Raw genomic sequence first — 25911 nt, forward strand, 5'->3', positions numbered from 1 at the left:
GGTACTTCCTCCCAGCCTGCCGCCTTGTTGATGGAAGCTAAAACGGTCGCGCAGGCGCTAGAGTTGCATCGGCATAATCAGCTTAAACTCGCGAAGTTAAACCCGCGGTTGGTCTATCTCGGCCCGCCTCACCTGAAAGGCTAAGGTATCCGTTTCGGTCAAGGGTTTTAGGGGCCATTTTCGCTGCGCCTTGAGGAGAGCGTTTGCTAGGATGAGGAGCTTTCGCAACAAGATGATGACCTTTGCGGGTTTGCCTGCCGCCTTTAGCGCCTGGTATTTTGCCTTGAGGTCGGGGTTGAAGCGCAGGGCGAAGGGCCGGGCATGTAGAGGGCCTGGCGAACATTGGCCCGGCCGCCCCGGATGAAGGCGCGGCCGCTCCATTTTGCCGAGGCCGGCGAGGCTTGCGGCCTTTGGTTCCGAGTTCCGGCATGTCGATGGTGAGTGTGCAGGCGGTGGCATCCGATGCGCCATATGCTGGTCAGGATTTCGCGGCGCTGGACAGCGTCGGGATCGGCTTTCATGAGGGTAAGCATCGTCTGATCGATATCGCTGAGTTCACGTGGATCTGCTTCCAGCCACTCGTTGTTGTGGCGCCTGAGCAAGGCAAGCGGTCAAGGTCTGGCTCTGGTGCTGGCTGCGGTGCGATCCCCGCACGGGCCAGGTGCCGATCGTGTCGACGATCCACCTCGCCGCGACCAGAGAGCTGCTACTCTCTTCCGCTGTTCATTCTGGCCTCTTCGCAATGAATGTCATAAAATCACCTGTCGCAATTAATGGTTTTTGATTTGGCTCCTACAGCTGGCAGATATCGCCGAGAGTTCCGCAGAGAGCGTCGAAAGTTTTGGCCGCCTTCTTCCGCAGCCGCGCCTTGAGTTTTGAGCAGACCTGTCTTGATCGGGTTGAGATCGGGCGAGCATGGCGGCAGGATCAGGAGCCAGTGCCCCTTTGGCCAACCAGTGGGCGGCGCGTACCTTGCCGACAATCTGGGGTTCCGAACCCGACAGTTGGTTTTCAACCCGACAGTGGCCCGCCTCAGAGCAGGCTACCGCCCTTCGGAGCAGGCAGAAGCTAATCGAGGTTCGCGGGTTCCGGTTTGAATGTGCAGGTCGCTGCGCGCCTGATCTTTCGGTCTGGCGGCACATGACAAAAACTCTCATTTTGGCCGACGATACCCGGTCAGGAGCGGGTATCGCAGTCGAGAAGCGACCCGAGCACGTCCACAAGATGTGCCGAGTTTGCAAGGTGTGTCATTGTTTCTGTCAACGTTCGAGCGACAGCGCACGACGAAACGTCTGGCATACGCCTCGTCTGGCACGCGCCTCGCATATGTTGCAGTTGCTGCTGGAGATCAGGCGATCGAGTGGGCCTTGCAATTTTCCGATTTTGATGCGCCTAAAGTCTCGTGTACAAATCAGGCTGGCGTGAATGGCCTGCCTAAGTTGCGACTTATTACAAAGGAATGGATATGGCGACTGGAACGGTGAAGTGGTTCAACAGCACGAAGGGTTTTGGTTTTATTCAGCCTGACAACGGCGGTCAGGATGTCTTTGTCCACATTTCCGCTGTTGAACGAGCGGGCCTGTCGACCCTTAATGAGGGCCAGAAGATCAACTACGAGGTGGAACAGGATCGCCGCACGGGAAAGTCCTCTGCAGGCAGCCTCAGCAAGGCTGGCTAACGGTCCGGGAAAGCCTTGGCAAGGTTCGTCATCGCCGGAACGCATTGACGGCTCGAAACCCGGGCCGGAGCATGCAAGTTAATGCCGCGGCAGGGATTGCTGGAGCCATCATGAATTACTCTGGAAATGAGGCTCTTGGACGGGAAAGGCGGGGCTCATCCCCGCCCTTTGATTCCGCGCAGATTGGGCCAACGGCTGCTGCGCGTCCGAACGACTGTTGATACGGATTTAGGCTGCGACCTTCTTGCGGGTCCGTTTCGCCGGCGCCGTGGCTGGGGCTTCCGGCTCTTTCGGTTTGCGGCCGAGTCCCATGGTCTTGGCCAAGGCGGAGCGCGCAGCGGCGTAATTCGGCGCCACCATGGGATAATCCGACGGCAGACCCCATTTGGCGCGATATTCGTCTGGGGTCAGACCATAGTGCGTCGCCAGATGGCGCTTTAGCGATTTGAATTTCTTGCCGTCTTCAAGGCTAATGATGTAGTCCGGTTCGATCGACTTTTTGATCGGGACAGCAGGTTTTTTTACAGGCACAGGCTCTTCTGCCGGTATGAGTCCAGCCGTGCCGTTTAGAGCCCCGTGCACTTGGGCGATCAGGGCAGGAAGCTCCCCCGCCGGGACGGGGTTGTTGGAGACGTAGGCTGATACAACATCGGCAGTGAGCTCGATGAGGATGTCGGTCTTGTGGGGTTCTTCTGTCATAAACTTCTCCGGGCAGCTTGAAACACAGTTGGGCGAAGTGTCGCTTCATAGTGGCGGTTGCCGCTGAAAGCAAATGGATCGACGGGTGCGCTGCTCCTCCACCATTGAAGTCTCGGCGACGCATCCCGTCATCGTCCATCGCTAAAGGCAGCGTATTGAATTATGGGAGCGGTCGCGCCCGCCCCACCATAGCGATACAGCAAGACAATCAAAAAAGCCGGTCTTTGCTTGGCCCCAAATCTTTTCTCCTTTCGTGAACGCTGAGCTGCCAAGCTGCTACAGTTCACCTCGCGGGGCAACCGTGCACAACACAGGAGTTGCCCGAGCGATACATTCTTCACTTGCCGCTTATCAGCGCTGGTGATTGCACTTTGCAGCCTGCCTCCGGACCCGCAGCGCTCACGCTGTTGGTTTTGCGCCTGCAGGCGTCGGAAGTCGGATCGCCGCAGCTAATTTCCTCAGGCGGACGAATTCAACAAATCGATTGTTTGGATCGAAGGCATCCACACCATCGATGCCTCTAGAATATGATCCAGCTACAATCACCGTGCTGTAATGGCAGGGACGGCCAGCACAAGCGCGACACGATCCGGCGGGTCCATCGCTGCGTTACGTATTCATGGCTACTGCATCGGGCGCTCGGTCGACCGCCTTAAGCCAGGTCGCCGCATTGCGAGACGGTGACCGGCGAGGGAGAGGGCGCTCTGGCAACGAAGCGAGGCGGGTGGCCTTGCGGGTGGCCGCGTGATGTCATCCGGCTCTCCTGCCGATCTCTGCCGGCCAGATCTGGAGCAACTGTTTTGCATAGATATGGCTCTCTTCAGGGGGCCATCTATGATGGGAGCCGAGCGCGTGTTCGAGCCGGGGAACAGGCTGCGCATGCACTGTGCCCACCTATTGCGATCGTGCTAACCTTGGTTGTTCGGACTTGCCGTTAAAGGCAAGCGACAGATTGAAGTTATGCTGCACCATCTGATTGCCTGGCTCGTTTTCGAGAGCTCGCCGATACAGGGCCTGTGCCGCGTCATGCCGCCCCTCAATGTCCAAAATCACGCCCTTCGCATTCAATGCACGTACGTTTCCTGGGGCTGCAACCAAGACGCTGTCGAGCACCTCAACCGCTTCGTGCGGGCGCTTCTGGCCCACCAAGGCATTTGTAAGTCGTATCGCCGCATCAACATTGTCCGGGTGCTGCTTCACCTCATCCCGCAAAGCCCGCTCTTGAACATCCTGACCAACTTCGCGCAAAATGCGTTCGCGCATAGCCGGATCGATTTGATCGGCGCTGAGCAACTCGGGGGAAGATGTCTCCTGCACGGAAAGAGCCGGCTTTTGCCAGCTGGCGCAACCGCCCAAAGGCAGAATGGCGAGTACGGCAAAAAGAAGTGAGTTCCGGCGCAGAAACATAGGCGATGGAGAAACTGTATTACTATTCATGTTATCTCTCAGTTATCGGGGAGGCGCGTGGCGTTCAGTTAGGAAAGGTGGGACTACTCTAACAATCCGCTGTTCGATCCGTGCGGGAGTGTGACGGATCCTGCGGGGCGAATTGTAAAGTCGGAGGCGAGGTCTTGATAAGACAGCACGGCGAGATCAACCCCGTTTCGCGTCAGAAAGCCGCGGACGAAACGTCGGACATCCATCGACGTCAACAGAATAGGGCGGGTTTGACCCGGTTCTGCGTTCGAAAGGACCTGACGTATCTGTGATAGCATCGCTTCGCTTTGCCGATCCTCCAGTGCGAGATAGGGGCCTGCATCCGAATCTCGAACCGCGCCACGCATCACATCCTCGCTCTCGCGCTCGACGACCAGGGCGGACACGATGCCCTCCGTGTTGGCATGGCGGTGGCAGATCTGTCGCTTCAAACCAGAACGGACATATTCCGTCAGCAGGGCAACGTTCTGCTCACGCTCGCTCCATTCGGCCAATGCCTCCAACACGAGACGGGTGTGGCGGATTGGGATACCTTCCTCCAGGAGGCGGCGCAGAACATCGGCAATCCGAGGAATCGGCGTCGTGCGTAGCACCTCTTTCACAAGCTCAGAATATTCCTGCTCCATTCGGCCCAGGAAATGTCGGGTCTCTTGGATGCCCACCAATCGCGGTGCGTAGCGGGTCAACGCTGCATGGACGCGCAAGGCGAGGAGTTCGCCGGGAGCCCTATGCTCCGTGCCGGCGCCCGTAAGGGCCTTTGCAGGGGTATGTTCAACCGGGAGTCTGTCCGTTTTCGGCTCACGTCTAAGGGGGACACCGCTCGAGTCGACGTGCGCTACATCGGCTCGGAGCGCCATCTGGTTTGGATCTAAGGCGTCCTGTTCGACTGGCACGCCCTCGACATCAATTCGGAATTGCGATTCAGGCAGCTGCTCGTCAACCAAGACAGGGATGCGAGGAACGATAATGCCCAGATCGGCTGTGACCAGGAGCGAAACGCGCCCAATATGTTTTTGCAATTCGGCTTGATCGACCGCCTGCATAAGATCTGGCGCTAGAAAAAATGCGATCGGGAATTCCTTCGCAGGCGCGGCTTGCTTAGGCTCCGCTGCAGTTCCACCTTTCGCATCGGCAGTGCCGGCGCCCAGCACATCAGCCTTGACAATGCTTACCGCAGCGAACACTGCGGCCAGCATCAGAAAGACGGGGAGGGGAAACCCAGGAACGAACCCCATTACAACCAGGACGCCGGCCGCCAGTCGCAAGGCTCGAGTGCTGGCCGTGAGCTGACTGACCATTTCTGTACCGAGGTTGATCCTCGCCGTCCCAGTCACACGGGTGACGATGGTCGCCGCAGTAATGGAGAGCAGAAGGGCCGGAATCTGCGATATCAATGCATCGCCTATCGTCAGCAGAGTGTAGTGATGCAGTACCTCGCCGAAGGACATGCCCTTGGAGAGCAGGCCGATCGAAATTCCACCCAGCATGTTGATGCAGATAACCACCAGCCCGGCGATGGAATCGCCCTTCACAAATTTCATCGCGCCGTCCATCGCGCCATAGAGTTGGCTTTCCTTCTCCAATTCGGCGCGCCGCCGGCGGGATTCGTTGGCATCGATGTGGCCGTTGCGTAGCTCTGCGTCGACCGCCATTTGCTTGCCCGGCAGAGCATCCAGCGTGAAACGCGCCGCCACTTCTGCCACCCGTTCGGCACCCTTCGCGAGGACCATGAATTGCACCATGGTGACGACCAGAAATATGACGAAACCCACCACGATATTGCCTGAAATGACGAAATCGCCAAAAGTATGAATAATGCTGCCGGCCTCCCCCTCGGCCAGGATCAGTCGCGTCGTTGCGACCGTGAGCGCGAGACGGAATACAGTGGAAATCAAAATAACGCCGGGCAAAGAGGAAAAATCAAGTGGAGTACTGACATACAGGGCAACCATCATCAGCAGTATGGCCAACCCCATATTGAATCCTATCAGGGCGTCGACCACCACGACCGGGATAGGCATGACCATCATCGCGACAGCCAGAAGCAGCATCAACGCAACCATTAAATCCGGGCTGGCCGGCGCACGCTTGATGAAGTCACGCAGGACGTTGGCCATCGAGACACCTTTGCAATCGGTTGAGACTTACTCTGCTGTTACGCCATGAAACGTGGCTTTCGAACTCCGAAGGCGCCTCAGCCTTGGCCAGCGCGTGACCCTGCATGAGAGCCACAAGCAGGCGCGAAATGGCTGGGCAGCAAATGTTTCCAACGCAGCCAGCTTGTCAGCACCGAGCGCGACAGGATGTTTGGCTGGCCATAGAGTGCTGCTTGATGGGGCCTGCGAGCTTTCAATATTGGAGAGCAGCAATGCGGCCATTCCTGCTCAGCAGCACACGGCTGTCCTCAATACGTTCGACCACCCATCCATCAGCCAAAATGGCGCCGACAAAATACTTCTCGCTGTCGATGACAATATATGGTTGGACCCCATGCCACACAGCTTCGACCGCGATTGCGGATGGCGCCTTCTCCTCTTTGATGAGCACTCCGTTCACCAGTGTTAGAGTACCCTTGGTGCGACGATCGAACGATTGCTGAAGCTTCTGCCAACTGATGACCGATTCAGACGTGACGGTGCCTTCGGCGGTCACAACACCCTTTGCCGACCCAATCTTGACGTCGAGAAGACCCGCTCGATCGACTTCCTCCTGCAGCTCTTGGGCCGCTGCCTCCGTAAGTTCATTGTCAGCGCGGTGACTGATCGTTCTGGACGCGACTTCAGCCCGAAGTGAATTGGGGCTCGATCCACTTGCATTGCCAAGATAGGAGATCGTGCCTGAAAGCGCGCCGATCCCGAGTGAGCTGATTATGACCATGGCGAGCACACCGATCGGTAGGCGCGGTATGCCGGTCGAACCAGGCGGCTCTGCATCCTGCACGGACAAAGCAATGGACATCTCGCCTACGAGCAGGACGACAGGAAGGGGCACAACAACGGACTGGCCTGCGGCGATATTCCGGTTGCCCTCGATACTGAGTCCGGGTGCAAGCGCCTCCAGTTCGATCGACTTGCCAAGAAGAGTTACACGAAGGTGATGCGGTGCCAGTCCCTGCTCGACAAAGACCAAATCGGCATCGAAGCCGCTGCCGATTAAACACTTTTGAAGATCCGTCTTGCCGGTCAGACCGCAATAGTGCCCCGAACGCACTTCGAAACGGAGGGAAACGGCGTCATCCACAGAGCATCTCTCAAACAGGATAGAAGCCGCATGGCAATTGCCATGCGGCTCATTTCGGGACTACGTCGCGTCAATAAGGAGACGCGCTAGGGGGCAGTCTAAAACCCGCTTCCGACATTACGAAACGCGTTCGTCGGCGGCCTTCTTGATGGTCTGGAGATTGGTCGTTAGAGTGCGCAACTGGACACTCCTTTTCGTCGCCTCCAAGCTAACATTGGTTAGTTCCTGCACTTGCGCCTGAAAAGCAGTAGCATCAGCTCCGCTTGTATTGCCGGGAGTGCCACTGTTAGTTTTATCGGTATTGCCGGCGCTACTGGTATTGGTATTGCCTGATTTTTTATTATTATCAACTGCAGCCATGATCATTCCTTTTTCTGTTGGAGTTGTGCCGTCAATAACGGCCTGTATGACCTCACGCCGGATTTCCCGCGTCAGGCATCTTCTGTGTCATCCAAAGCTTCATCGGCCTCAGCCATCGCATCGTTCGCGAATTGGAACGCGAACGATCGCAGGATACTTTGGAAGGCTTCACTTTGTGCTGCAGACTGTGAGTTGTCTTGAAGTTGATCATTTGAAACGGTCCGGTTATCCGCCCGATCGTTCCCGCCAGCTGCCTTGCCATCATTCCCACCAGCTGGCTTGCCATCATTGCCATCAGCCGGCTTGCCATCACCAGAATGCTCGGATTTCGAATCCCCATGGCCCTTTCGGATCAAGGAAGTCCCGAGGTTGCCAACTCCACTCCCAATTGCTGCTATCATCAGGTACTCCGGCATTTGCCATTGGCGGCGACGTGTTAAAGGTTAGCCTCGATCAAGCTAAGGGCGGGAGCTTTCGAGAACCTGACGGCTTTTGACAAAAACCGGCCAGCGCAAAAACGTATGCTCTGCAGGATGTTGCTCTCGCATCGAACAGTCGACCACGATCTCGGCTGTTCGGCCAATCCCGCCGTCCACGCATGCCGCGACCGAATGGCAGCCGCAGCAGCTCGTTTGCATCCTCGATGCTGTGGTGTCGAACAGGAGACACGGTCCACGTGCTGCATGACCGCAATGACCGTATTCTTGCTGGCTCCACGGGCGCACGCAACGAGCAGGAACTCGGTCTTTGCATCACCATTCTCTCGCCTGCACATCACGGCCCGGCGCGGTGAGCTCATTGGCTTCGAGAAGGTCGGCGACCGTACGAACATGGGATGGTCTGCCGGCTTTGGGAGGCCGGTGCGGATCCTCTTCTCACCATATCGAAAGCTTGAAGCGGTCGGATTTTCTTGCCCTGTTCGTGAGAACTCCCATCGTCAGCTAATCGTCAGCCAAGCGGTCTATCTAGGCCGGCCGTGCCTGACCTTCGGATCCAAAGGTCCCGTCTCGACACTTTTTGTAACTATAGATCGAAATGGTCCGCGTGATACGCAACGCACACGCTTCTCTGAAGCAAATGTGTGACTTTGTCGGTGGCGAACGAGAGGAGTGACGCATCAATAAAATCGTCAGGCACGTGTCTAGGAAGGGGAGCTAGCCGAGTTGGTCTGATTTCATTCGCTGTTCCTGGAAATCGGCGGACTGAAGCGCTGATAATCTCAGGACATCGATGGCAACGTTGCGAAAGTCCTGTGAGCTCGGGCCAATCTTGGCCTGCTACTGAGAAGCACTTTGGCGGGAACATTACGCCGTCGCGGGTCTGGCTGACCGTGACGTTAACCGAAAGATGCCGCTGGTCTCGTCAGCCGCCAGCACAATAGCAGCACATTCTCGCCTACTACGGAGACGCAATATGAAGGGCATTGGCCGACCACGGAAATCGCAGGCTGAAACTGGAGCCAGCCGCGCGGGGCGGGCGAGCAGTTCCCTTTCGCAATCAAGTCTTGCTGCGGGAGAAGGTGGACAGTCATTCGATTCCGTTGTGGAGCAGATGCGCTCTGGGGACGCCGATAGGAGGCCCTCCTCCCTTCCAGTTGCGCGCGGTCCAGGCGATGCCCGCGAAAGTCTGCCAGGCGCCTCGATTGGCGAAGATCAAATCCTGAACACACCGCCACGTGGAGCCGCTGCGCCACCACGCGGAACCGTAGCGCCACGTGGCGCAGCCGCAAGGCGGCGCGGTTCTCCCTCCATGTCTGAGGGCGAAGCCATGGCGCCGGTCGGTAGCCAACTATCAACCGCGCAGGTGGAAGGCACCAGCTCATCGTCAAATAAAGATATCAGTCCGACACAGCTCAGAATGAACAGTCTTGTTCAACAACTGACTGATTGCGAGGCTGCGGCCAGGAAAACCGACGTCCCCGAGGAGGCGGTGGAGCTGATCAGTGGGGTCGTCGATGCAGCCTCAGCAATTCTGGAGTACCGCGCTAGCCTGCCTGCGGCTGAGGCGCAGACAATTATGCCAGACGACAAGGTGCGTAGATGTTGCCAGATCGTGTGCGACGCCGCGAATGAAGTAGACAAACTTGGCCTGTCGACGATCACGAAATTGGACAAAAAGACCAAGAAAGCGGCAGGTATGGTCGATAAACTCTACTCCTACTCCCAGGCGGACCGGCAGGAGCTGTTGATTTTAAATGTGGAGAACCACCATACGGCGGCAATTAAGTGGTGGGAAAAAAAGGCATGGCGCTCCGAACGGCAGCGATCCGCCTGCGCTGCCACCGCTAGCCTATCCAGTGGAACGCCCGTGATGCGGGAAGCCGAGCGGTGCGCACTGCGGCTGCGTGCCGGCTCGGTACTGAGTGTCAGGATCTGGCTGGTCCGTGAGCGGATCGGTCTTGCGCGGGCCAAGATTGAACTGCGGGCGAGCAGGTTCGAGCCAGATTTGAAGGAACTCCTCGTCGGTCGAAATGGAGTGGTGCAGCTGATGGCAAGCGCCGCTCAAGAAGCTCTTCGCGCCCTCTCTTTGGCGAAGGGCATAATGGATGATGGCAAAACACTCAACGCTCATGATTGCGCGGTTGTAGAAAAAATCATGGAGCGGCTTTCGGATTTTGGATTGGCGTTGCACGAGGTGCATACCAAGCTAAGCCATACCTACCCAGATGCCGGCCTCCCATTGAAACTGTTCGAACGGATCGTGGACGATGCATGGATCACTGCGCACGATGCCATGCACTTGTTGAACCTGCAGTCTCCGCCGTCAGCCATCATGGCGCCACAGGCCCAGGCGGGCGCTGCGATGCCGGCCAGGGCAGGCGCTGCGATACCGGCTGACACTGCTGGTACGGCTGCAGTGTCAGAAGGCACTACAGCGCGAAGGAAAGGGAAGTCAAAGCATAAGTCGGCAGCTCGCGCCGGGACTTCTGCCGCCGGGCAGCCATCAACACCAGTCGCTGCGAACGCCGGCACAGTGCCAGCAGCCAAGGTTCTCGCGCGCTCGGATCAAGTTGCGAGTACACAGGTGAGAGCGCAAGAGGTGGCTGCGAGTTCGTCGGGGGCAGGCTCGACAATCGGGGGCGCCGCGTTGTCAATGGAGGTATTGACGGAGCGGCTCAAACGATTGGACGAACTTTTGCAGTTCGATCTGGCCGGTCAGCAAAGCGTCGTCTCCCAAGTGCGCCAGATGAAGCCTGAGGAGGCCGGTAAGGTCGTGGACGATGTGGCCCAGTACCTGCGAGCCCAGGCCATTGAGATGCAAACCTGTCTCGCCGGGTTGCAGGGGCGTAATGTACGCCTGCTACTCACCTCCACCCAGCTACCCAAAGTGCACGAACGCACAGACCAGCTCAAAGGGTTGCTGAACATGGTGCTGGGACAGGCCAACGCATTGAATGAAGGAAAAGCCGGCATTACGACTGATTGCATGAAGACCTACGCATTTCCGGCGCAAAAATACCTGGAACATTTGTGCAATGCCGACGAATTGATGCCGCCGGAGGCACCGGTCGCGCTGCGTGGCGAGCCAGGAAAGCTGTTTGAGATGAAGCTGCAGCCCAAGATGCTGGTCAATGGTGCGATGCCGAGCCCGATGTGGGTGCACATCCACACGAGTCGCCCCGTCATGGCCAGAAACTTGGAAGGGCTGGCTGATTCCGAATTCACCGCTTGCCACGTTAAATCCAACGAACAGCGCGGCTACAATCGAGAGCGAGAGGAAGCCGATGCTAGGTCCGGTCGCGAGAAGGTCATAATTCATCGCGGCAAACTCACCCCCGCTTTCTGTAAGTCCTTGTTGACCTCAGGGCTTGGCCGCCAACCACGCCATTCGCGTGCCGAGCTCCCGTCGGCGCAGGCTGCATGACAGGGCACTCAGAATGCGGCCGGCCACGCTGTGAGTCAGCGAGCATTTCTCCTGGCCAAACCGCGAATGCCGCTGCGCGAGTTGCGGTCCGGCGATTGGAGTCGATCGGCTACCGTCAGGGCCGATTTGCGATGTCGCGTTACCGGCTGTTGACGTGGCGGCGTATCTTGCCTCCCATCCAACTTATCGCCGAGATCGCGCCGCCAAGATCGAGGCGGAAGGTCTTCCTGCGAGCGCGGAGCAGGCATAGCCGATCCGATCGGGATCGGCGCATCGCAACGACCCAACGGTGTGGTGGAGAAAATTGGATTCGGGAGAGCTCGGTTCCAAGAGGCGGAGTTCCGGCCCGAATACAATCCGCTCGCAAGCACCCACGATGCGCATCCGCAGTTTATTGTCTGGGAGATGGGCTGGATTGCTCGGCGGCGCTGGCGCTAAGGCGGGGCTGTCGCCGGACAATTAGCATTCACTGCCAACAGCCTTGCAACCGTCACCAGTTGCAAGGCTCGGCGGCGGGTCGACAAATCACATGAAATCGTCGTCGGACCCGCTATCGCTGCTGTCGCTATCCTCGGTTTTGTGGAGATAGAGTGGAGGTTTGCCTGCACGCTGCCACTCACCGGCACTGTTCTTCGTCCATTTGTCGGGATGCTGCGTAGGGTCAAGCACCAGGTCGCCATGATCCACTTCAACAAACCCCATCGTCTGCGCGCGCGCTTGTGCTTCCGGATTAGCCGCACGCCAATTCAGCAACGGTCGGTCGCCGTCTATCCGAAGTTGATGCTCCAGCAGAATATCGCCCGCATTTTCGACGAGCGGATGGGCGACTTGAAGATCCACTATGGAAGTGACCTCAGTTCGACCAGGAAATTGTTCCCGCCAACTTTCCGATTCGAACTCGTTCATGCTGAATCCGCCTTCCATTCTCAGCAGTCCGGCACTCCGGTCTCCCAATTGGTAACTGAAATATCGCGCGTGCTCCGTATCTCGACGGATGCCATATTGCTGAGCAACGTCCGCGGTGCGCCTGGCTCGTGACGATACGAACTCCGAATACTCTTGAGGATTGTCGGCGATGTGCGTGATTTCATCACCATGAAATTGCCTCACCTGTCTCCTGAAGGAAGTCCTGTTGATCTCCACCACAGGAGGTCGGGAATTGAGGGAGTATGCTTGGGGAGCCGCCGATGATGAGGCGCCGCTACCTTCCGATCCGGATAAGTGCATTCGGGCAAATGTGTCCGCGAACCCTTCGCTTCCTGCATCCGATTGCTCGCCGGCATTATGCGCGCGGTAACTATCGGATGAGCCACCAATTCGACCATACATGACGATTCGTACTCCTATGTTTCGCAACCGAGCTCAAGTTAGCACGGCTGTTCAACATAGGGCGCTTAGTTGACGACTAGCTGACGAGGGCATTCCAACGGCTGCACCAATCAAATCCGCACTGCCGGCCTCAAAACCTCGGACTGCGCCACGCACCGGCCAGCAGAGGCTGCAAGGTCATGCCCGGAGGACTTGCCGTAGTTGCTGGGTGGCAGATCCGAGGGGAGTGATTGCCCCAGGCCCGCGGTTGCGCGGTTGGCCTGACAGAGACACTGGGGCACGGATGGCCAGCCGACATTTGCCACTAGCATGGAGCCAGGTCAGTTTTGAACTGGGCAGTCGTGGACTTCCATGACTAGGCCAAGCCTGCGGCAAAGAATGCTTTCGCGACAGGCTGGAAATATTGCATAGGAACCGCGTGGCCGAGTTTTGTAGTGCCTATCAGCTGACGCGCTAAGACATGGTCATGGACGATCGTCAGGCGTAGTGCCCGCGCCTCGCTCAACACATGTGAAACGCGCTCACCTTCGGCACGGCAAACTAAGAACGGCACCCCGGTTTCACCGCGAACGTAACGCAGACCGATCAGGACCGCCCTTCCTGTTAAGACCAGCGTGGCGCGATGCACGCCAAGCGCAGGCTCGTCGGCCGCCTCCTCGCGGATGCGACGCTGTTCACCTTTCAACTCTGGCGCTCCTTGCTGATCCTTCGACTCGCGCGTCACTTCGGTATTGGTCATGCGCATTTCGCGCAGATACAACGCGCGCTGGAGCAGAAGATCGATCAGTCCGCCGACCAGCAGTGCGCCGGCGCCAATTCCCATCAGCAATTTTGTCTCCATAAAGATGAGGCCAACACAGCCCATGCCGCAGATCGGCAGAGGGACCATTGTCTTCCACATCCCGAGAAGGACAATGGAAAAGGTTGCGCTGAGAACCAATACCTTGAACATGGTCTTGCAGACTTCGACCATGGAACGAGCAGACCCCAAGCGCTTCAGCCCTTCAAAGGGGTCAATTTTCTTAAAGCTGAGCTTCATCGGCTCCAGAGAGAAGACAAATCCACCATTGGCTAGCAGGCTGGCCAAAATCACCGCGGCGACAAGGGTTCCAAGCAGCGGGCCAACAGCCGCGACTGTGAGTTGGACGAGCACAACCAATGCCTGCGGCACCGCGGTATCGAAAGGTAGGCTCTGCAACTTGGTGGCTAATAGGAGCGCTTCCCGGCATTTGTCCTCGATCACGCTGCCTCTTAGCCAAAGGTAGCCGAGCCCAGCGCAAGTCCCGACCGCGCGGACGAAATCGGAGCTACGTGGCAGCTGTCCTTTTTTGCGCGCTTCACTTAACTTCTTCGGGCTGGCGGCGTGTGTCTTCTCTTCACTTGTGTCGCTCATGGCAGCAATTTGTCGAACCACTCCAGCACGCCGTTGGCACGTGTGACCTCCAGTTTCATGCTCTCCACCAGATAGGCAGCGTAGGTGACCATGAGAACTGGAAAGACAATGTTCTTGATTGCCGGAGACAGTTGGCTCGCCTTAAATTGCGGGGCAAAGCGACGCAGCAGCATCATCGATATATCAATCAGTATCAGGAAGAACACGACAGGCCCCGAAACCAATAATGCCGTGCGCATTATGCTGTCGAGAAGCCCCAACAACTCCATTGCTCCTGGCCCGCTCAGTGTCGGGTGAAACTGATACACCGGCCAGATCAAGTAGCTGCGGTACAGGACACTGATCAAAGTTTCCAGGCCTCCTGATCCGACGAATATGGCAATCGCAGTGATCCCCAGAAAAACGCCCATCGCGGAAGCCTGACTGTTCGTCGCGGGATCGGCCGAAGCGGTCGGGCTGCTGATGCCGCGTTGGTTGTCGATAAGCTCCCCGGCAGCCTGAAGGCCCCAAAGCGGAATGCCAAGAAAAGTGCCAAGGAGTACACCGACAAAAACTTCCTTGAATCCGAGCAGGGTTAGCTGGATCAGGCGCGTATCAGGATCCAGCGCCGGCAATCCGCCGCTGACGTGTGCCAGGCATGGTAGTGCGAAGCCAACAGCCAAACAGCCCCGGATCAGCCCACTGATCTGCGAGCGTGTGAATACGGGAAAGATCAGCATGATGCCCATCGCGCGGGCTGCCCCAAGACCTGCCGCAACGACGAGTTCGAAAGCCGTCTGGATCAGAATTTGAATATCGGCCGATGGCGCGTCCATGGGGCGGACTAGTAGCTAAGTGTCATTGCGGGAAACTCGGTGAAGATCTGATCGGCTAGCTCTATGAGCGGGGCGCTTAGCACAGGAGCAAACAGCCCAATCACCGCGACAACGACCAGAAGCTTCACGGTGAGCGGCAAGCTTTCATCCTGGATCTGCGTCGCCGCCTGGAGGATGCCGATGACGAGGCCGACAACCACTGATGCAATGAGCGGCGGTAGAATCCAGATCATGAAAACCACCAGTGATTGGCTCATAAGAGTAATGATGCTGGATTCAGTGATGATCAGCCTCCCGGTAACGTATAACTCAGCACAAGCCCATGCATCAATTTTGACCAACCATCAATGGCAACAAACAAGAAGATCTTGAACGGAACAGATATAACAGTTGGTGAGACCATCGACATACCCATTGCCATCAAGATAGTTGTCACTATCAGATCTATAACAATAAAAGGCAGATAAAGTAGAAATCCTATCTCAAATCCGCGCTTCAATTCTGATAGCAAGAAAGATGGTACAAGTATTGCAAAGTCATCAGGCGTGGCTGCAGCGTGCATTTCCTCTGGCCAGACCTTTTCTGTCGAAGATAGGAAAAATCGCCGCTGCTCTTCATTTGTGAATTTCTTGAGATGCTCGCGCAAGGGCTCACTTCCGGCTTTAGCGGCGCTTACCCAGTCGTCGAATGTCTGATAGTGGAGCTTGGGATCCGACATGCGGTCATAGGTCTGCTCAGCAACGGGCGCACTAACGAACATAGTGAGGATCATCGCCGCGGCGTACAGCACCACATTGGGTGGTATGGTCTGGGTCCCGAGCGCATTGCGGACGAGGAAAAGAACAATTGATACCTTTACAAAGGCCGTTGTCGTGGCAACTGCTAAAACCAGCAGACCGAGTCCGGCGGTAACCGCAAGAAGCGCCAGGATTGTCGGCTGAGCTTCACTCATTGCATGCAAACCCGCCACGGAGCCTGATGCCCAGCTCTTCTCCGATGCGGACAATGTCGCCACGCCCGATACGCTGACCATTGGCCACTATGTCGACCGGGCCGTCGATCGGCCATCCAAGTTCAAAAATATGCCCTTCGCCGGCACTTCTTAATTCCCCAAGAGAAATAGGCCAGCGGCCGCATTCAAAGACAAGCACGATCTCGACATCGTCGAGATCCTTAGTAAGCTCCAGTTGCGATCCGGGTTGTGTCATATGCGCACTCTCCAAAGGACACGGTCGCGGGCGGAAAGGCCCCCGCAAGATTAATTCATCGCCGTCAAGATCCGCCTCGGCGCACAACTGGCCGACAGCTAGGGTGATCTGGCCGCGGCCGAACGGCGCAATATCGGGCAACAATGCATCACCGACACATGCGCTTCGAAGAAGCGCCGCAGGAAGGCGAAGCGTGCCGACCTCTCCTGCAACAATGAGCGGGAGCTCTGGAGGCAGCCCGCCCAGCTGCCGCGGCAACTGGGCAAGCAGTTCGCCTAGCGCGCGAAACGCAGGCGGTACTAAGCCGTCAAGTGGCGTGAACAGGAATAGACGGCCCTTGCCCTTGACCGCGCCGAAAATGATGTCGAGTTCAAGATGAGGAGCCAGCATCGTGGCTTCGCATACCCGCACGAGTTGCACGTTCAGACGCGTCGTCTCCTCCAGTCGAGTGACAAGCGGCTCCAGAGCGAGTTCGAGAATTAGCGAAGCAGTTGGCTCGGAAGGGAAGGCCAAGCCGTTCTGCACTGTCGTGATGAACTCCTCTACGAGCGGGCGCGACAGTGACAAGATGACCGTTTCGGCTCCCACTCTCCAGACGCAGTCAAGCATCGGAATGGCAGCAGGTTCCTGCTGCCAGACAAGCCCTGCCGTTCGCACCGATAGCGGCACCTCGTTGATCCGGCTTTGAAACGGCGTGCGCGGCGCTGCTGTATCATTGAGCCACGAGACAACCGTGTGGGACAGTTTCAGAACTGGTTCGAACATGGCGGGTGTGACCGCAGCGCCTATCAAAGACTGCACGGTCGTGTCATTCGGACGACCTCTTGCGACCGTCGGATCCGGTTGCGCGGCATTTAGGCAAGCGACCCCCTCGCATATTTCAGCAGTATCTCATCGTCGGCCTCGATCTCGGCTGCGGCCTCCGAATGAGTCTCGACGGCGCGCCGCACGTCGTCCTCGATTTGTTGCCATTTGTCCCTTGCCGCCGAACATATGACCCATAGCTCCCTCGTCCTGGACGCCGCCATCTCAGCCTCCTCTTGAGCGATTTGGGTATCATCAAGCATCTGCCGTCTGGAATTGATCTCAGCGGCAAGTTGTTCAGTGTGAAGGCGGTGACGGTCGAGCGCTGCGCTAGACAAGTTGTCGAGTGACATCAGATGCTGATAGAGCGCTGCTTCTTTTCTTGAACAATGTTGCTGTATCATTGCAAGCTCCCTAGAGGCATTTTGTACGGCTGAGGCGGCCACATCGCGCTGGGCTTCCTTCTTGGACAGCTCGCCAAGGGCACGACGCTCTTGCATTTCCTTCAGAAGCCGTATACTCGAAGACTGAATCCAGTTTACGCGGTCAGACGCGACATCCATGCGACCGTCTCCTCGAAATCTGACGCGTCATCTTCGCTCTGGCGCAGAAACTCCCTCAGTTCGTCGATTGACGCGACAGCCCGGTCAGTCAGGGGATCTCCACCTGGCTTGTATTCGCCAACATTGATCAAGAACTCGGTCTCGGCATAGCGCGACAGGAGCTCGCGGAAAATGGATGCTGCCTTGCGATGTGTCCCCGAAACGACTGCATCCATGACGCGGCTGCGACTCTGCAGCACATCAATAGCGGGGAAATGCGATCGCGCCGCAATAGCGCGTGAGAGGATGACATGGCCATCGAGAATACCACGCGATTCCTCGGCGATTGGATCACCCGTGCCATCACCCTCTACAAGCACCGTATAGAAGGCCGTGATTGAGCCCCGCTCACCCATGCCGGCGCGCTCGAGCAGGCCTGGCAGCATGCCAAAAACGGAAGGAGGAAAGCCCCGTCGCGTCGGCGGCTCACCCGCAGCAAGGCCTATTTCGCGCATAGCGCGGCAGAAGCGCGTCAGCGAATCCAGCATGAGAGCAACGCGTAGGCCTTGATCGCGGAAATATTCCGCGAGCGCAGTCGCCATTGGAGCGCATTGCGCACGCTCTACCGCCGAGCGGTCGGATGTTTCAACCACGACGACCGTACGGAGAAGGCCCTCTTCACCAAGATTCCTTTCGATGAATTCACGAACTTCCCGTCCACGTTCGCCTATGAGCGCCACTATGACGACGTCAGCGGCGGCACCCTTTACGATCTGTGACAACAGCGTCGACTTGCCACCACCTGGCTCGCCATAAATCCCGATCCGCTGGCCCTCGCCGCACGTCAGCAGACCATCGAGGACACGGACCCCAAGCGGGAATGGCCGCTCAATCATGCGCCTCGTCATCGGATTGGGGGCTCTGCCATGCAGGGGCCGAGTTTCGACGGTCTTGATTTCGCCTTTGCCGTCCAATGGGCGGCAACGACTGTCGATCACGCGACCGAGCAAATCGCCGCCGACGGGCACCTCACGCATTCGGCCAGTGGCCACGACCTCTGCGCGGCTGGATAGGCCCACCAAGTCCCCGATCGGTGTCAGCAATACACCATCACCCGACAGGCCGATCACCTCGGCCTCGAGCGACAGCCCGGTTCGCGGGTCCTCTAGGAGGCAAAGTTCCCCAATACGAGTGTCTGGCAAGACGGCATGAACCAGTGTGCCGATAGCCCGCGTGATCCGACCGCGCACCGCACGCGTGTCAATTCGCTTGGCCGCAGCCCTCAAAGACGAGATTGCTGGAACGAGAGCTCGAGTGTGGGCGTCAGCGTTATGTTCTGGGACGGGCTTTCTCATAGCTCGCCTTTCTCACAGAGCGTCCCGAAACCAAGGCGCAGCGCGCGCATCTGGGCGTCAAGTCCAAGGTCAACATTGCCGTACTCGCTCCACAGCACGCAGCGTTGCGGCGACAATGTCGGGTCGGGCTCGATCCGCACCCTTGGTCGACCATCCTGGCCGTCGCATCGAGCAAACTCTCGTGCAAGCATGTCGACTTGCATGGGAGAAACATGAAGGCAAACGTCGGCGCCGCTGTATTGACACTCTATGGCGTGACGAACAGCCCTCACCAATAGCTCGCCCGGATCGAAAGCGCCGATAAGATCGCTCAATATTTCCATCACGAGCTGCGGCAATTCCTGCTCCAGAGCCGCCTTTCGTCGCGCGATTTCGGAGATTGTCTCCGCAATCAACCCTGCCATCTCCTCGGTGCCTGCATTCGAGCCCTCCATGTGGCCGCGCGCCCACGCCCGCTGGTAAACCGCGCGTGCCCAGTTTCGAACGCGCTGCCGATGCCGTTCTGCCGCGGCAAGGGCTTGCGCGGCGCTGTGCCAGGTTTCGAGCTCGCTCGCGGGTATCAGTGGTCCGACTGGACGCATCTGCGGCGCTATTGGCCCCTCGGAAAGTTCGACTGTCATTTCACCGGGGTCTCTGTCTCAAAATGAGCTACTACAAGTGAAAGCAATTGGCCGGCGGCGGTCCAATGCTCATGTGCTGGAGTCTCCGCGGCAGTCCCCTCGGGCAATCGAAGAAGCACGCGGTTACGCTCGGTCGCTGAACTGTCCTGGAGCCAAGCTCCAAGACATGCGTGTCCATCGTATTCGATTTGCTGAGCGAGTTTTTCTGGGTCCGAGATCAGTCTTTTGTCAACAGCATGCAGCAGGTGTCGGATTCCGAATGCGTGTGCATCCACGCCGATGCGTTTAACAAGGATGGCAAGCTCAGGCTGAGAGACAAACGCGACCAGCGAACGGGCATGCCAGATACTACCAGCAAGAAGGGTCGCTCGATATGGATCATGCCCGCGTAGAAGGTCCGGCCTGCAGCCGATGTGGTTCAGATCCACGTCATCGTTGCCCAGCAATTCTGCCAGCCTTGGATGCAGTCTGGAACACTTCTGCAACTTCACTAACGTTTCGGCCGATAACGCTGGATCAAGACGCGCCGCAAGACGGGTTGGATGGGCCGAAGCCGCAAGCTCGCTCGCGCCCGGAAAGTGCGGACCATCAGGTCGGGCGGTCTGTATAGGCATTGGCAATGAGATGTCACCCACGTCCAATTGCAGGCATTCTTTTGCGAATGGCCTCGACAGCAGAAGCATCCCGGCGCCCCTCGACCTTGGAAACGCCGGTTGATTGCTTGCGCCGACGCGTAACAACGCCGATCAAGAGATAACAGGCCACGGCGAATACGGCTGCGGCAAAACCTGTTACGGTCGCCAGAAGTGGCGCAGGAAGAGGTAGTGATGCTTGTGGCAAAACAGCAGTCGGATCGGGCCGTTGCTCGTGTGCGGAACGTTCTACCGGCACCAAAACCACTTCCACCTTATCGTAGGACAGGCCTTCGATGCTGTCGGCTACAAGCATCTTTATCTTTGGCAGCAGAGCCGCGACATTTGTTTTTGCGTCGTGCCTGATAAACACCGAGGCCGAGGATGGCGTGGCACCGGCTCGCACAAGGTCGTTATGCGGCAGCACGACGTGAACACGTACAGAAAAAACGCCATCGATATCGCTGATCGTCCGCGACAACTCTTCGCTCAGGGCATACACGTAACGGGCACGCTCTTCGGTCGGCGAGGCAATCAGGCCTGATCCTTGGAATATCTCACCGAGGTTCTTGAAGGATTGGCGCGGCAGCCCCTTGGCGTTCAGAAGGTTGATTGAGAAGGCGAGCAGCTTTTCGTCAACCTGGATCGTGCTGGTTCCATCCTTGGCGACCACCCGGATCGCGGCGACCCCGTTGTCTTCAAGAAGTGCGAGCATTTCATTTGCCTCACGCTCTTGCAATTGCGTGTAGAGGTCGGCTTTGCAAGCAGTGAGGGCGACGAGAACTGGCAGCATGACAAGTCTAACCGACCGCCACCCTGACAGGCCACGCATGATTTCGCCCTCGGCCAAGCCAATCATGCGCGCGGTTCAGCCTTCCTTCAAAAGTTTATTCACGGATGATGTGACGCCGCTGACGCCTTTGGAGATAAGCGCCACCTGGGTGACGCCGTTGTAAACATCCCGAAGACCAGCCATCATCGTTTCGAAGTCTTGCCCTTGTTGGGGAATGCCCGAGATTCCGGTTCCCGCCTCACCTGGAACGGGAAGCTTCTGCGCCGGTCCCGGTAGAGCGCCCTTCGAAAGGGCTATGTCATGGTCGAGCGCGGGGAAGGAAACAGTGTTGTGTGGATATAGGGAGGAAATCGTCTGCAACACGCGATCGCCCATGCCGCTCGTCGGCGCAGCCGCGCGCTGAACATCCATCGCCGCAGCAACTGGCGCCGCACTCGCTGGCCCCGCGGCGGCATCGTTTTTCAGCGAGTCGGCTGCATGCCCTAAGGCGCGCTCAAACTGGGCCTGCTCGACAATCGACGGTGATCCGACCCTGGGGAGGCCAGCCGTTAGAGTGGCAGAGATCGACGTGACAGGCATCATCATGTAAGGACTCGGTTGCTCTCTCTGACCGGGCGAGCCCCGCCCATTCATCACCCGGTGTCGGCGCAACACTCCTAGGGGGGCAAGCTGACAACAAGCTGACTAACGGCGGCGTCATTTCGACAATCTAAAATCTCTTCGGCAATTTAGTCACTTGTGATGATTTCAGCGTTTGGTTTATCAGTGCGACATGCCGAGAACGCTTATCCAACCCGTCACCCTGCATGTTTTGAGACTTCTTTGTGCCGGGTTTTTTCTGTCCACCGGGATTCACCCGGCGCATGCAGTCCCGCTGTCCCTTCCGGCGACACCCTATAGATACACGGTTCTGGATCAGGAGCTCGCTGCAGCGTTGCAGGAATTCGGCAACAACCTGAATATCAGGGTCAACATCAGTCCTGCGGTGAAGGGGCGAATTCGCGGACGTATGCCTGATTTGCCACCGCGCGCGTTCCTCGACCGCTTGACGAACCTTTACGGTCTACAATGGTACTATGACGGCCTTGTGCTCTATGTGTCTGCTGCACAAGAATCGCAAACTCGAATGCTTTTGATGACGTCGATTCGCTTCGATGCGTTCAAGGGGGCTCTCGACAAGCTTGATATCTCCGACGAGCGCTATGTGGTCAAACCCGTGCCAGGCAATGGCCTCGTCTTCGTTTCCGGTCCACCGCGCTTCGTCGCACTCGTGGAGCAGACCTTTAACGGCTTGGTGGCGCAGGCGCAGGCGCAGACTCACATAGCGGCAACGCCAAAGGAATCAGTGCTGATCTTGTTTCGCGGCTCCTCCACTACGGTCGTTCGCGACGGACGACCGGATGCTTCTTATTCTTCTGACATCCCACAACAGGATAGCGTTGGCGGGAAGCCTGAGCTGGGCAAGAAATGAACATTGAGGATTTCCCGCAGCTCTGAAGAACATGACTGCGGCTACCCCTTTGTGAACTCTTCGCAAACTCGTCAGTTTCTCGAAAGCTAATCCGCTCATGATGAGTCCCGGCAGCTCTCGCGGTGACTCCGGCCATTGTGTTGGACCGAACCTTGGAGCCGGCCCGGAACACAGCAATTGAAGGCAGGGCAGGCGCATTCGTGACCTGCCGACGCTTGGAATTGTCGAATTTTGTGAAACGCAAGGGATCTTCTGTCGGGGTCTCTTGTGGGGATTTCAACGTCACGTCTGAGGATGCATAATGTCGGCCAGTAATCTTTCAACTTTCTACCGCTCAAATTCGCTACAGTCCGCAAGGGGTTGGCCGGGCCTGAAAGTTTCCCATTTTGCGACCCAGCATCAGCAAAGTGCATCGTGCTTCGAAGCGATGCTGTCCACTTGTGTGCTGGCAGACAAGCCCGGCTCTTTCGCGCAAGGGGATCTGCCAGCGTCGAATCTTGATTCGACAATGGATAAATTGCGGCAGGACCCTTTGGGCCATCTGGCACCGGATGTCTTGACATTGAATGGCTTGGAGCAACACCCACTGGATCTGCTGCCGCCAAATATGAGGGCGGCTCTCAAGGAGGACCAATCGCAACGCTCCAAGGCGACTGAAGCCCAACATCTGCTCGGCGTCACTCCGAAGATCGAGCCGGCTCCCAGGCCGAGCCCCGGAATCACGTGGAACGGTGGGTCGCTGACCACGGCTGAGTTGCAGATTGTTGCGGTACTCAACCGTCACAAGGACCAATGCCCGCTTACTTGGAAGTCGTTGACCGACAAAGCCAATGATCCCTCTACGCCACCGGATCTGAAAGCGGCGATCCAGGGACTGCAGCAGGATTCGGGACTTTTTTATGCGATTGGCTCGCAGGGCGACGGCCGCTGTGGAGGCAAGATCAACGCCAAGGACTTGGCCGGATTTTCAAACCACCACCCACAAGTTGCTGCATTTCAGGAAGCCCAAGCGCGAAGCTACGAGCAGAACTACATACCATCCGACGGCAGCGGAGGTTTGCAGCCTTCGGTCATGACCTTGAGCGATGCCTTGCGGGAGTTTTACCGGTACTCCGAAAATCTGTCCAAGGACCTGAGTCTGGATGAGTTCAAGAAAATGGTCGGCGGCGAATCGAAAAACGGCAAATTTCCGCCCCAGGTCATTGCGGCGGCGCAATATTTCCTCGATCACCCCGATGCTTGGAACCAGTTGTGCGGTGGCTCGAAAGGGAAGATGCACAAAGAGGATTTCCTGCAAGTCGCCTCATCGTCGATGAGCCTCACGCAAACTGAGCTGAATACGGTCGAGATGATCAAGGACCATCAGGACACGTTCTTTGGAAGCGGTGTTCTGACTCGCGACAAACTGGCGAAAATGAAAGACGACAAGAGCCTTGATCCGAAAGTGCGGGAAGCAGCCTCTCAGCTCCTTTCAGATCCTCTTTTGTTTGGCCTCCTGAACAATTCGATCACGGGCTATAAGACCCATCATAAATTCTTCGACTTTGGCGGCGGGCATACGGTTGATTCCGGCAATATCAGCAAAAAAGACTTTGCCCATTTTTGCACAAACATGTCGTCTGCGAACCGCAACGTTCAGCAGCCAATCACCCACGGCGCCCAAACCGCAGAAGAGCAGAATGCCGTCGCGGACATGAAGATGGGCCTGATGGACCAGCCTGACATTAAGTCAGCCAAAAAGAACGGCGGGGCCGTCATGCACGTCGTCGACTCCGTGCTCAAAATCGAGACGAAAGTGCTCGACTTGGCGGCAACGGCGGTGGGACTGCTCAGCTTCATTCCGGGCCTCGGACAAGTAGCCGATCTTGCCTCGATGGTTCTCGAGGCTGAGTCGCAAGCAGCCAATCTCCTGCGTACGGCCATTAACGGAGGCGATATGAAGCGAGCGCTGGAGGAAGCTGGCCTCAATATGGCCGCGCAGGCGATCGGCCTTATCGCAGGCCCCGAGGTCAAGCTGGCCATTCGAAATGGGCTCGTAAAGCACCTGATGGAAGAGGCCTTGGCGGCAGGCATTGATCTTTCGGTCTCGACGGCGCAGGACTACGCAGAAGGCTATGTGAATAACCTCAAAGCGCGCCTTGCAGGCGGCCCTGAGCAAAGCCTAGGCCTTCCGAGCATGCCATCATTCCAGAGTGTGGCAAGCAATGTGCCCTTCGTCGGCATTGCCTTATCCTAGCCGTCGCCTTGCGCGGAAGCTTTGGCTCGCGCGCTGACATAAGGGTCATTGTGGCACAAGCAGGGGTTCATCCGCATCAACGCAAGCGGTGTTCCTGACGCCATCTGGATCGGACTGTGAGGGGGATGTCCGAAGTCTGTGAAGACTTCGGTATATGACGACTTCAGAGTTACGCTGAGCCCAGCCATCTCGAGCCGGTGCGCCGGGTCGAGGTTTTCACGGGCGCCGGCCGGTAGCGGGAATGGTCTCCGGAAGGCACGGCGCGGATGGTGGCGGAGCGGCGCAGCCGAAGGAACGGCTGTCGCGCGCCCAGGGCGGCCTCCCGAACAGCAGACGATGATCTCCTGCCTTGGGCCTATATCCTCGTGCCACGCTCAAGGCAGTCGGCTGAAAACAGCGCTGATTTAAAACAGCATTATCCTGCACTGCACCCTCGATCCTTGCGCTCACCGATCGCTCGTCGACACGCACGCGGTCAAGTCGTTATCGGCGCTATGCCGATGGGCTTCGAGAGCAAGGTGGACGCTGAGCGGTGCGTCAGCCTCAGGGCGCGGCTGGCCAGCTTTGGGTCTCACGCTCTATGACGGCAACACCCGGCTGATCCACTTGGCCTGTTCGCGGGCTCCCGGCAGCGGCGCGGAAGCCACGGTCCGCCTTCCTCGGCTTCAGGCCAAAGATACCGCAGCATGCTCCAGAGCTATGTCTGCCGCCTTCGCCCCATCGTCGCTGGTCATGTGGAAAGGACAAGCAGGCTACGCACCCTATAATCCCGTCGGGCAGGATTCGACAGTCGACGGCGAGACATTCGCCAAACCTCCCCCTTGATTCTCAGCAACGTTAAAAAAAATTCACATAATGTTCGTGAGTGTAGTCTCCTGTCAGGTGGTACATTAGCCCCAATATCTGGCGTCTTAGTCGTAGAAAGGACTGTGATCTATCTTCCATTAGCATCCATACCAGCGGATTTACAGCAAATGACGAGAGAGGTCTCATGCGGATTGATGGGGATAGAAGGGCTAGCGGCTTGCTGCATCCCGTCCGGGTTGATGCTAACCAATGTTGACACTGGTAAATCGCCTAAGGACGGCAGCGCATCTTGATCGCCTTCGAATCCTGGGCCTTTGCGCGCATGCGGATCTAACCGTCGGCGAGCTGGCCGATATTACCGGTCTGCCTCGCGAGCAGGTTCGACGCCACGTTCGGCGGCTGGTCAGAGCCAACTTTCTTTGCTGCAACGAACAACGTCCGCAGTCTTCGTACCATATGCAAGCAGGAGGCAAGGATGGCGAGCTGGCTCAATTGGTGGTCGATCTCCTGCCCCACGATGATGGCCATCATAAAAGAGACCTACAACGCCTGGAAGCAATACAAGACGCGCGGTTGAAGGGACCGCCTGCTTGATCGTGAAATAGATCAGTCCAAATGGAGCGCGACT

The 25911-nt window shown here is 57.5% G+C and carries 23 protein-coding genes; 5 read left to right on the plus strand and 18 right to left on the minus strand.

What is annotated here, in order from left to right; translation table 11 throughout:
- Positions 1-1465 precede the first annotated feature (1465 nt).
- A complete protein-coding gene (locus tag CK228_RS25895) occupies positions 1466-1678 on the plus strand; it encodes a cold-shock protein (RefSeq protein ID WP_008874821.1) in 213 nt (70 codons plus the stop codon).
- A gap of 228 nt (positions 1679-1906) precedes the next feature.
- Here the strand turns inward: CK228_RS25895 and CK228_RS25900 are convergent, their stop codons facing one another.
- From CK228_RS25900 to CK228_RS25925, 6 genes are all read right to left on the minus strand, one after another.
- Entirely contained in the window at positions 1907-2377 is a 471-nt protein-coding gene (locus CK228_RS25900; RefSeq protein ID WP_024505385.1) for a MucR family transcriptional regulator, read from the minus strand.
- Between the two features lie 894 nt (positions 2378-3271).
- Entirely contained in the window at positions 3272-3814 is a 543-nt protein-coding gene (locus CK228_RS25905) for a tetratricopeptide repeat protein (protein WP_082826568.1), read from the minus strand.
- A gap of 53 nt (positions 3815-3867) precedes the next feature.
- Complete coding sequence (gene sctV, locus CK228_RS25910) at positions 3868-5931, minus strand: type III secretion system export apparatus subunit SctV (RefSeq protein WP_063169272.1); 2064 nt, start codon at positions 5929-5931, stop codon at positions 3868-3870.
- A 232-nt stretch (positions 5932-6163) separates the two neighbouring features.
- Positions 6164-7054, minus strand: coding sequence for a hypothetical protein (locus CK228_RS25915; protein ID WP_024505382.1), 891 nt, complete (start codon positions 7052-7054; stop codon positions 6164-6166).
- 117 nt (positions 7055-7171) lie between these two features.
- On the minus strand, positions 7172-7414 hold the full coding sequence (locus CK228_RS36010; RefSeq protein WP_224570034.1) for a nodulation protein NopA: 243 nt from the start codon (positions 7412-7414) through the stop codon (positions 7172-7174).
- A 71-nt stretch (positions 7415-7485) separates the two neighbouring features.
- Positions 7486-7815 carry a hypothetical protein gene (locus tag CK228_RS25925; protein ID WP_081714433.1) on the minus strand — a complete coding sequence of 110 codons (330 nt, stop codon included), beginning with the start codon at positions 7813-7815 and terminating at the stop codon, positions 7486-7488.
- Positions 7816-9163: 1348 nt separating this feature from the next.
- On the opposite strand from CK228_RS25925, the gene CK228_RS25930 reads away from it, so the two are divergent.
- Positions 9164-11278, plus strand: a complete 2115-nt coding sequence (locus CK228_RS25930; RefSeq protein ID WP_224570035.1) for a hypothetical protein — start codon at positions 9164-9166, stop codon at positions 11276-11278.
- Positions 11279-11803: 525 nt separating this feature from the next.
- On the opposite strand, the gene CK228_RS25935 is transcribed toward CK228_RS25930, so the two are convergent.
- From CK228_RS25935 to CK228_RS25990, 12 genes are all read right to left on the minus strand, one after another.
- Complete coding sequence (locus tag CK228_RS25935) at positions 11804-12607, minus strand: hypothetical protein (RefSeq protein WP_024505378.1); 804 nt, start codon at positions 12605-12607, stop codon at positions 11804-11806.
- A 355-nt stretch (positions 12608-12962) separates the two neighbouring features.
- Complete coding sequence (locus CK228_RS25940; protein WP_024505377.1) at positions 12963-14000, minus strand: EscU/YscU/HrcU family type III secretion system export apparatus switch protein; 1038 nt, start codon at positions 13998-14000, stop codon at positions 12963-12965.
- Positions 13997-14815, minus strand: coding sequence for a type III secretion system export apparatus subunit SctT (gene sctT, locus CK228_RS25945; protein ID WP_063169270.1), 819 nt, complete (start codon positions 14813-14815; stop codon positions 13997-13999). The genes CK228_RS25940 and sctT overlap by 4 nt, the downstream gene beginning before the upstream one ends.
- Before the next feature lie 8 nt (positions 14816-14823).
- On the minus strand, positions 14824-15099 hold the full coding sequence (locus CK228_RS25950; protein ID WP_024505375.1) for an EscS/YscS/HrcS family type III secretion system export apparatus protein: 276 nt from the start codon (positions 15097-15099) through the stop codon (positions 14824-14826).
- A gap of 2 nt (positions 15100-15101) precedes the next feature.
- Positions 15102-15767 (minus strand): type III secretion system export apparatus subunit SctR, encoded by a 666-nt coding sequence (gene sctR / locus CK228_RS25955; RefSeq protein ID WP_029354851.1) that lies wholly within the window; start codon positions 15765-15767, stop codon positions 15102-15104.
- Positions 15760-16788 carry a type III secretion system cytoplasmic ring protein SctQ gene (gene sctQ, locus CK228_RS25960; protein ID WP_095769044.1) on the minus strand — a complete coding sequence of 343 codons (1029 nt, stop codon included), beginning with the start codon at positions 16786-16788 and terminating at the stop codon, positions 15760-15762. Before sctQ ends, sctR begins: the two co-directional genes overlap by 8 nt.
- Before the next feature lie 89 nt (positions 16789-16877).
- A complete protein-coding gene (locus tag CK228_RS25965; protein WP_063169269.1) occupies positions 16878-17390 on the minus strand; it encodes a hypothetical protein in 513 nt (170 codons plus the stop codon).
- Complete coding sequence (gene sctN / locus CK228_RS25970) at positions 17366-18724, minus strand: type III secretion system ATPase SctN (RefSeq protein ID WP_063169268.1); 1359 nt, start codon at positions 18722-18724, stop codon at positions 17366-17368. The genes CK228_RS25965 and sctN overlap by 25 nt, the downstream gene beginning before the upstream one ends.
- Complete coding sequence (gene sctL, locus CK228_RS25975) at positions 18721-19344, minus strand: type III secretion system stator protein SctL (protein ID WP_024505371.1); 624 nt, start codon at positions 19342-19344, stop codon at positions 18721-18723. Before sctL ends, sctN begins: the two co-directional genes overlap by 4 nt.
- Positions 19341-20027, minus strand: a complete 687-nt coding sequence (locus CK228_RS25980; protein ID WP_210326671.1) for a nodulation protein NolU — start codon at positions 20025-20027, stop codon at positions 19341-19343. The genes sctL and CK228_RS25980 overlap by 4 nt, the downstream gene beginning before the upstream one ends.
- Positions 19972-20835 (minus strand): type III secretion inner membrane ring lipoprotein SctJ, encoded by an 864-nt coding sequence (gene sctJ / locus CK228_RS25985; RefSeq protein ID WP_024505369.1) that lies wholly within the window; start codon positions 20833-20835, stop codon positions 19972-19974. Before sctJ ends, CK228_RS25980 begins: the two co-directional genes overlap by 56 nt.
- Before the next feature lie 9 nt (positions 20836-20844).
- Positions 20845-21354: a nodulation protein NolB gene (locus CK228_RS25990; RefSeq protein WP_024505368.1), complete on the minus strand. Its 510-nt coding sequence runs from the start codon at positions 21352-21354 to the stop codon at positions 20845-20847.
- Positions 21355-21541: 187 nt separating this feature from the next.
- Between CK228_RS25990 and CK228_RS25995 the strand changes: the two genes are divergently transcribed.
- From CK228_RS25995 to CK228_RS26005, 3 genes are all read left to right on the plus strand, one after another.
- Positions 21542-22240, plus strand: coding sequence for a secretin N-terminal domain-containing protein (locus tag CK228_RS25995; protein WP_024505367.1), 699 nt, complete (start codon positions 21542-21544; stop codon positions 22238-22240).
- A 301-nt stretch (positions 22241-22541) separates the two neighbouring features.
- Positions 22542-24476, plus strand: coding sequence for an HrpF/NolX family T3SS translocon protein (locus CK228_RS26000; RefSeq protein WP_024505366.1), 1935 nt, complete (start codon positions 22542-22544; stop codon positions 24474-24476).
- A gap of 1056 nt (positions 24477-25532) precedes the next feature.
- Entirely contained in the window at positions 25533-25877 is a 345-nt protein-coding gene (locus CK228_RS26005; protein ID WP_082826567.1) for a helix-turn-helix domain-containing protein, read from the plus strand.
- Positions 25878-25911 lie beyond the last annotated feature (34 nt).

This window comes from Mesorhizobium sp. WSM4312 (genome assembly GCF_002294875.1).
In the GTDB taxonomy this organism is placed as follows: domain Bacteria; phylum Pseudomonadota; class Alphaproteobacteria; order Rhizobiales; family Rhizobiaceae; genus Mesorhizobium.